This is a genomic window from Glaesserella sp. (genome assembly GCF_041817755.1).
Taxonomy (GTDB): Bacteria; Pseudomonadota; Gammaproteobacteria; order Enterobacterales; family Pasteurellaceae; genus Glaesserella.
The window spans coordinates 1-7,364 of record NZ_JBGYBX010000006.1 but is presented as its reverse complement, the minus strand read 5'-3'; the positions used below and the strand labels follow the sequence as shown (position 1 = coordinate 7,364).

Below are 7,364 nucleotides of genomic sequence, written 5' to 3'. Positions count from 1 at the left end.
CCCCTCTTTAGCAAAGAGGGGTTAGGGGAGATTTGGCAAAAGCTAAAGCGAAGTTCGATCTTGATTATACAAGCGGTCACTTTCTTCCTCCTTTTTGCAAATCCCCTATCCGCAGGCGAACCGCAACGTAGTCTAGCGACATTGGATTGGACGGTAGCTGAAACCTTGATTGCCCTTGATGAACATCCCAAAGCCGTTGGCGATGCGGAAAGCTACAAAGTTTGGGTGTCTGAGCCAAAACTGCCTGAAAATACGCTCGATCTCGGTATTCGTTTGCAACCGAACCCTGAACAGCTTTGGCAACTCTCGACACAACTAGACGCTCAGCCTTTGCTGTTTATCAACTCTTCATTTTATGCGTCTGCCACGCCGATGCTGGAAAAATTCGGCAAGGTGCATTTGGTCGATTTCTATAAAGAAGGCGATGCGTGGCAGAATGTGGTCGAAGCCACTCAGCAAATTGCCGATATTATTGGAAAGCCTGAACAGGCGGAACAGTTACTGAATAAGTATTGGCAAAAAATTGCTGAAATTCGACCGCTTGTACAACCCTTTACCGACCGTCCTGTGCTGTTGGTGCAATTTATCGACACACGTCACCTGCGAGTTTATGCAGAAAATAGTCCGTTTGGAGCGGTGCTGTCTCAACTTGGTTTTAAGAACAGTTGGCAAGGCAATCACAACAACTGGGGATTTGAGATTATAGACGTGACCCAACTGGCGAAATTACCGCCAGAAAGTCGTTTTGTTGTGGTTAAACCTTATCCGTCAAATATCGGCTCTGCCTTGAAATACAACACCTTATGGCAGAAATTGGCAATGGCGAAAGATCCGCTGATTTTGCCTGAAGTTTGGACATTCGGGGCTATTCCATCGGCACAACGCTTTGCGGAAGTGCTGGCAAACGGCTTAATTCACGGGAGCGAGCAATGGTAAATCGTCCACAGATGTTGTTTGTTCTACTGTCTGCGTGTTTTATCGGGCTGATGATGTGGCTACTCGGCGTGCAACTGCCTGAACAGCAATCCCTTGTTAATCTATTTCAAGCCAGTGACCATCTTGATATTTTGTTAATTCAAAGCTACACCTTGCCACGCATTGCCATTGCGTTATTGGCTGGCGGAATGCTCGGTTTGGCAAGTTTGCTGTTGCAACAAGTGATGGCAAATCCGTTGGCTTCCGATAACACACTTGGGATCAGTGCCGGCTCGCAGTTTGCCCTGTTTATTACCGCTATTTTTGCACCGAATTGGCTAGACATAAGTTCAAGTGCCATTGCGTTAGTCGGGGCTGGTTTAAGCCTGATCTTGGTTCTGACGTTAGCAATGCGAAAAACAATGTCGCCGTTGTTGCTGATTTTGGCTGGCTTGGTGGTTAATCTCTATTTTGGTTCATTCTCCGCCTTGATGATGTTGTTTTACCCTGAAGAAGCACGGGGATTGGCACAATGGGGGGCAGGCTCTTTGGCACAAGAGAGCTGGCGAGATCCGCAATTTTTGGCAATACAAGCGGTGATTTGTGGCGGATTAATTGCAATGTTGCTTCGTCCGCTCGCCATACTTTCATTAAACGACAGCAATGCTCAGAGCCTTGGCGTGCCTGTTAATCGCCTGCGTTTTTTCGGGGTATTTATCAGTGCTTATATGATTTCAGCGGTGGTAAGTTGTGTCGGTATGCTCGGTTTTATCGGGTTAGCGTCCGCCACCATTATTCGCCAACTTGGTGTGCGAACGCTGAAATGGCAATTACTCGGGGCGTTTGCTGTTGGGGCGTTACTACTGGCGGTCACGGATTTACTGCTACAACTGCTTGCCCATTTTAAAGGGATTAACTTGCCGACGGGGGCGGTGACGGCTCTGCTTGGCACACCGTTACTGCTGTGGCTGATGTTCCGCTCGCTATCAAATACGGGGCGTTTAACAGAAACATCAACTCGTCTATCTCGCCGTTTTCATCACTACACCTTACTGCCGATTGTGTTTGTTTTTGCACTCGTGCTATGGCTTGCACTCGCATTAGGCAAAGGCACAAGCGGTTGGAATGTATTGGAATTTAACGAATTTTACGCACCGCTTGTCGAGCTACGTTACCCACGCATTTTGACCGCCCTTGCTGTTGGGACTTTATTGGCGGTGGCTGGCGTGTTGTTACAACGCTTAACTCTAAACCCGATGGCAAGCCCTGAACTGCTCGGTGTGTCGTCCGGCACAAGTATGGGGATTTTGGCCGTGCTGTTCCTTGCCAGCACCGCCCAAACGGAATGGTATTGGCTGGCAGGTATCGCAGGGGCGGTTGTGGCTCTGTTGGTGCTCACAGCGATCAACCAACGCAACGGAATGTTGCCCGAAAAGGTGCTACTTACGGGGATCAGCCTGTCGGCACTGTTCGATACCTTACAACGCATAGCCATTGCCAGTGGCGATCCAAGAGCGAACCAGCTGATTGCGTGGACATCTGGTTCGACCCAAATCGGGGCGGATCTTGCCGTGCCGTTTTTCTTGATAAGCCTTGTTCTATTAGGGATTAGCCTGATTTTCAGCCGTTGGCTTGAGTTATTGGCATTACAAGCCCAGATGGCACAAGCCTTAGGGCTGAACCTAAAACGTACCCGTTGGATTTTGATTTTATTTACCGCATTACTGACGGCATTAGCGACTTTGATTATCGGACCGCTCAGTTTTATCGGCTTGCTCGTCCCGCATATCGCCCGTTTTCTCGGCGTAAACCGAGCGAGTTCCCAGATTTTAATCTCTGCCCTTATTGGCGGTTTGATTATGGTGTTTGCCGACTGGCTCGGCAGGCAGATGTTATTCCCTTATGAAGTGCCGGCCGGTTTAGTGGCAACTCTGATTGGGGGGACTTATTTCTTGCTGATGGTGAGAAGGGTGTAACTTATTTTATTAACTCAAAGGACTTTAAAATGAAAAAAACATTTGTTTATTCAACAATTTCTCAAGTAGTACTACTTGCCATTGCAAGTCATGCAATGGCAAATCAGCCTGCGAATAAAGATACTGCTGTACTCGATGAAGTGAGTGTGGTGGGGTCAGTTGCAAAGGCTGGGAAAGTTGATTATATGACACCTCGATCTGTTAGTGTGATTTCACAAGAGCAAATCTCAGAGAAAGGATATCAACAAGCTGATGAAATTGGACGTTATCAGGCTGGCGTTCTAAGCCAGCCTTACGGTGGTGATATTGATACACACGATTGGATCCGCATTCGTGGTTTTGAACCAACATTGCGTATTGATGGCACGACAATGTATAGCTATGGTTTTTATCACTGGCAACCCAATATGTATGGTTTAGAAGCGGTTGAAATTGTAAAAGGTGCAGACTCTTTAACCTACGGTACTGCAAATACTGGCGGTCTAATTAATTTAATCAGTAAACGCCCAATGGCTGAACAAAAAGGTGAAATTAAAGTGACTTTTGGTAATCGTAATGAGAGAGGTATTTCAGGAGATTACAATCATGTGATTGATGAAAATTTACGTTTCCGATTAGTTGCTGACTACAACCGCAAAGATGGCGAGCCAAGAGGTAGTTACTTAAATGCTTATTATTTTGCACCTAGCCTATCTTGGGATATTTCTAAACACACTAATTTAACTCTATTAGCGAGTGTGCAACACGATGATGGTGTGCCATCATCGGGCTTTTTCCCTGGTGGCTATAACGAACTAAAAGCACTTAATCTCTCACCTCGTACAAATTTTGCAGAAAATATCAATGAACGACTCAGACGTAATCAATACTCGATTGGCTATGAATTTACACATAGATTTGCAGATGATTTAGTCTTTGCATCAAATTATCGCTATGCTTACAGTAATAAAGATCAATTTAGTGCATCTTATTGGGGTGGTTTAAGTACAATGATCGCAAGAGGTAAAACCTTTACACACTCTCTTGATAACCGCATCAGTAAAACTTGGAAAATGAATCGTATTGAAAATACACTTACTGTTGGAAGTGATTATTCTCACGGGAAAAACTATGGTGCAAATGGCTATGGTTTTGTTGCAGTAAATAGTGTTTATGGACCATATCCAACAGCCACTGAACCTTATTCGGCAGTCAATCCATACACCAATAAAGATCGTCAATTAGGTATTTACTTACAGAATCAATTCCGTTTTGATGATAAAGTACTTGTTAATTTAGGAGCAAGACGTGATTACGCTAAGGGAGAAGTGATCGATCCTAAATGGGGAAATAATGGCTATGACATTACCAAGAATACCTATTCTGCAGGGGTAATGTATGTTTCTGATATTGGTTTAGCACCGTTCTATAATTATGCTCAATCCTTCAAACCTATTTCAGGCTCTGTAGTTAATGGCGAGTTGATTCGCTATAAACCTTACCAAGGTACTCAACACGAAGTCGGTGTTAAATATCTACCCTCTTTCGTAGATGGAACAATTTCTGTTGCTTATTTTGATTTACAAGAAAAAAATGCGTTAATTAGTGATCCAAACTCACCGCTTGTACAAAAACAAGCAGGTAAACAAACCCGTGATGGTGTTGAAGTGCAAGCGGATCTTAATTTAAGTGAAAATGTATCCACTTCACTTGCTTATACATACACGAAATCAAAAACATACACAGGAAGTGATGTGAATAATATGAGCGTAACTCGTACGGCTGTTATTCCAAAACACACTTATTCTGCTTATGTAAATTATGCATTTAAAGGAAATCAATTAGATGGATTAAAAGTTGGTGCTGGCGTTCGCTATGTTGGAACAAGTACAAACGGCATAACAGATGTTAAAGTACCAGCCTATACACTCGTTGATTTGATGGCTAAATATGATCTGACAAAGAACTGGGTTACTCAAGTCAATGTATCTAATTTAGCAAATAAGAAATTTGTCAGTGCTTGTGATGCAACTTGGTGCTACTACGGACAAGGACGTAAAGTCACTGCGAATTTAACCTATAAATTCTAATAATATCTAAATTAATTGGTGCGAGTGTCTAGCTCGCACCAATATTTAAGCTAAATTACCCTTTCAAACACCCCACCACAAACTCCGCAATCTGTTCCACATCATTAATATCCAACAGATTTTCTCTTTCCAACGGATAATCCGTTGCGGTGGCGAGTGTAAAAGGATCTAACTCAGGTAAGGGTTTATCCATCTCTTTTCGGTGTAACTGAATTTTCGGTAAGGTTTCATGTTTAAAGCCTTCGACTAAAATCAGATCGACATCTTGTGTTTCCATCTGTTTTACCAGTGCATTAAAAGACGCTAGAGTATTCGTTTCCACCATCATCGCCCAACGCTGTTCACAGACAATCATTGTCGGATTTGCTCCCGCTAAACGTAGGCGATGGCTGTCTTTGCCTGCTTTATCGACATCGACATTATGGTGAGAGTGTTTAATTAAACCTACCTTTATCCCTTTTTGATTTAACTGGGGAATGAGCTTTTCAAGTAAAGTGGTTTTGCCTGTGCCGCTATATCCCGTGATTGCTAATAACGGAATGCCCCCCTCCGTCCTACGGACATCTCCCCCCGCAAGTGGAGGGAGGGAATAAGGAAGAAAATCTTCCGGGGTATTAAAATTTTTAAACGCCTGCTTTTGTTCGGAAAAATCAACGGCAATACTGCGTTGGCTTTGGAAAAACTGAAATAGACGGCGTTCGCCATTATGCAGATAATCTTGTAATGCAGGTAATGCAGAACGGTGAATTAAGGCAAAGGTCGGGTGTGGGCGTTCACCGTCGTGGGCGTAGGCAATGTGAGCATGATTAATCTGTAAGGCTGTGCTCAGTTTTACGACAAGATTTTCAGGCAAAAATGGGCTGTCACAAGGGACAAATAACAAGTATTCGCTGTCGATTTGTTCAAAGCCCGATAATATACCGCTTAACGCTCCTTGAAAGCCTTCAAGGCGATCGGCATAAAGCGGAATATCGGGATAATATTGCTGATATTGTGCTTGCAAGCGGTTCACATTCAGCCAAATTTTGCAAATTTGCGGGGATAATCTTTCCAAAATATGAGAAATCAAAGGCTTACCTTGCAGAAGTTGCAATCCCTTTTGTACTCCATTCAAACGACGGGCAAGCCCTCCCGCTAAAATTACCCCTTGAACTTGATTAAATTGCATTTATTTTCCCCTTGTTTTTGCAAAATTGACCTTAAAAGTATATGATTCCGCCTAGTTTTTTCCAAATTCTTTTAAGGATTTTCTATGAAATGCAAACGTTTAAACGAAGTGTTGGAGCTGCTGGGCGAACACTGGCGCAAAGAACCGGATCTTCACCTGTTGGATTTATTACACAAATTAGCCGAAGAGGTCGGCAAACCGAACGATTTAGACGCACTACGCGACGAAGTCTTGATCTATCAGCTTAAAATGCGCGGAAAAGATAAAAATGAAGTGATCCCCGGACTGAAAAAAGATTACGAAGACGATTTCAAAACTGCGTTATTAAAAGCACGCGGAATTTTAAATAACTAAATTTGTCAAACCGCCTGCTCGGTTGCTTGATTCGGGCAGCCGATTTTATTTTTATTTGAGGAAATTATGAAAAAATTTGCTTTAAAAACCGTTTTTATCGCCCTTTCCGCCCTCAGTGCGTTCAGTACGACCGTAGCAGCTCAAGAACCGACTGCCGGTAAAGAATACACGGAAATCCGCCAAGTACCGTCCGCACAAAAAGAAGTGTTGGAATTTTTCTCCTTCTACTGCCCGCATTGCTACGATTTTGAATTAACTTATCAAATCCCGAGCAAAATCAAAGCAGGCTTACCTGAGGGGGCGGTATTCAAACAATATCACGTGGACTTTTTGGGTCGTCAATCCAAGGAATTAACCCGCGCATGGGCGCTGGCAATGGCACTCGGGGCGGAAGACAAAGTCAAAACCCCGTTATTTGAGGCGGCACAAAAAAATACCATCAAATCCATGGATGACATTCGTACGATTTTCCTTGCCAACGGGATCACCGCGGAACAATTCGACGGCGGCATCAACAGTTTTGCCGTCAACGGATTAGTCACCAAACAGAATCAAGCGACTGAAGCGTTGAACATTCGCGGTGTACCGGCATTCTTTGTCAACGAACAATATCAAATCAATGCGGAAGGGTTCTCGGATTCCGGCTCAACCAATGAATTCGTACAACGCTATATTGATGCCGTGTTATTCTTAGTGAAAAAATAACCCTTTCAAAACCCCATCAAAAAAATCGACCGCTTTTTGATCTGCCCCCCAAAAGTTGGACAGGTTACTCACGTAAATATTGAGCTCGGTATTGTGCCGGGCTCAATCCTTTTAAGTCGGGTTTAATTCGTTTTTGGTTGTAATACACCAAATATTCTTCAATTTCTGCCTGTAATT

The 7,364-nt window shown here is 43.6% G+C and carries 7 protein-coding genes; 5 read left to right on the top strand and 2 right to left on the bottom strand.

Annotation, left to right across the window (positions count from 1 at the left end; all coding sequences use genetic code 11):
* The first annotated feature begins 66 nt into the window (after positions 1 to 66).
* The 3 genes from ACEYKX_RS00475 to ACEYKX_RS00465 are packed head-to-tail and all read left to right on the top strand — an operon-like array spanning position 67 to position 4,960.
* Positions 67 to 936 (top strand): iron-siderophore ABC transporter substrate-binding protein, encoded by an 870-nt coding sequence (locus ACEYKX_RS00475; RefSeq protein ID WP_373768098.1) that lies wholly within the window; start codon positions 67 to 69, stop codon positions 934 to 936.
* Positions 930 to 2,891: a Fe(3+)-hydroxamate ABC transporter permease FhuB gene (gene fhuB / locus ACEYKX_RS00470; protein WP_373768083.1), complete on the top strand. Its 1,962-nt coding sequence runs from the start codon at positions 930 to 932 to the stop codon at positions 2,889 to 2,891. The genes ACEYKX_RS00475 and fhuB overlap by 7 nt, the downstream gene beginning before the upstream one ends.
* Positions 2,892 to 2,920: 29 nt before the next feature.
* The gene (locus tag ACEYKX_RS00465) at positions 2,921 to 4,960 is read left to right on the top strand and encodes a TonB-dependent siderophore receptor (protein ID WP_373768082.1); all 2,040 of its coding nucleotides are present in this window, start codon (positions 2,921 to 2,923) and stop codon (positions 4,958 to 4,960) included.
* Between the two features lie 55 nt (positions 4,961 to 5,015).
* Here the strand turns inward: ACEYKX_RS00465 and mobA are convergent, their stop codons facing one another.
* Positions 5,016 to 6,128, bottom strand: coding sequence for a molybdenum cofactor guanylyltransferase MobA (gene mobA / locus ACEYKX_RS00460; RefSeq protein ID WP_373768081.1), 1,113 nt, complete (start codon positions 6,126 to 6,128; stop codon positions 5,016 to 5,018).
* An 84-nt stretch (positions 6,129 to 6,212) separates the two neighbouring features.
* Between mobA and ACEYKX_RS00455 the strand changes: the two genes are divergently transcribed.
* The gene (locus ACEYKX_RS00455) at positions 6,213 to 6,482 is read left to right on the top strand and encodes a YihD family protein (protein ID WP_373768080.1); all 270 of its coding nucleotides are present in this window, start codon (positions 6,213 to 6,215) and stop codon (positions 6,480 to 6,482) included.
* A 66-nt stretch (positions 6,483 to 6,548) separates the two neighbouring features.
* Positions 6,549 to 7,187, top strand: a complete 639-nt coding sequence (locus ACEYKX_RS00450) for a DsbA family protein (RefSeq protein WP_373768079.1) — start codon at positions 6,549 to 6,551, stop codon at positions 7,185 to 7,187.
* A 64-nt stretch (positions 7,188 to 7,251) separates the two neighbouring features.
* Here ACEYKX_RS00450 and ACEYKX_RS00445 read toward each other — a convergent pair.
* Positions 7,252 to 7,364: IS3 family transposase (locus tag ACEYKX_RS00445; protein WP_373768011.1), on the bottom strand; the 113-nt coding region annotated here is incomplete at its 5' end.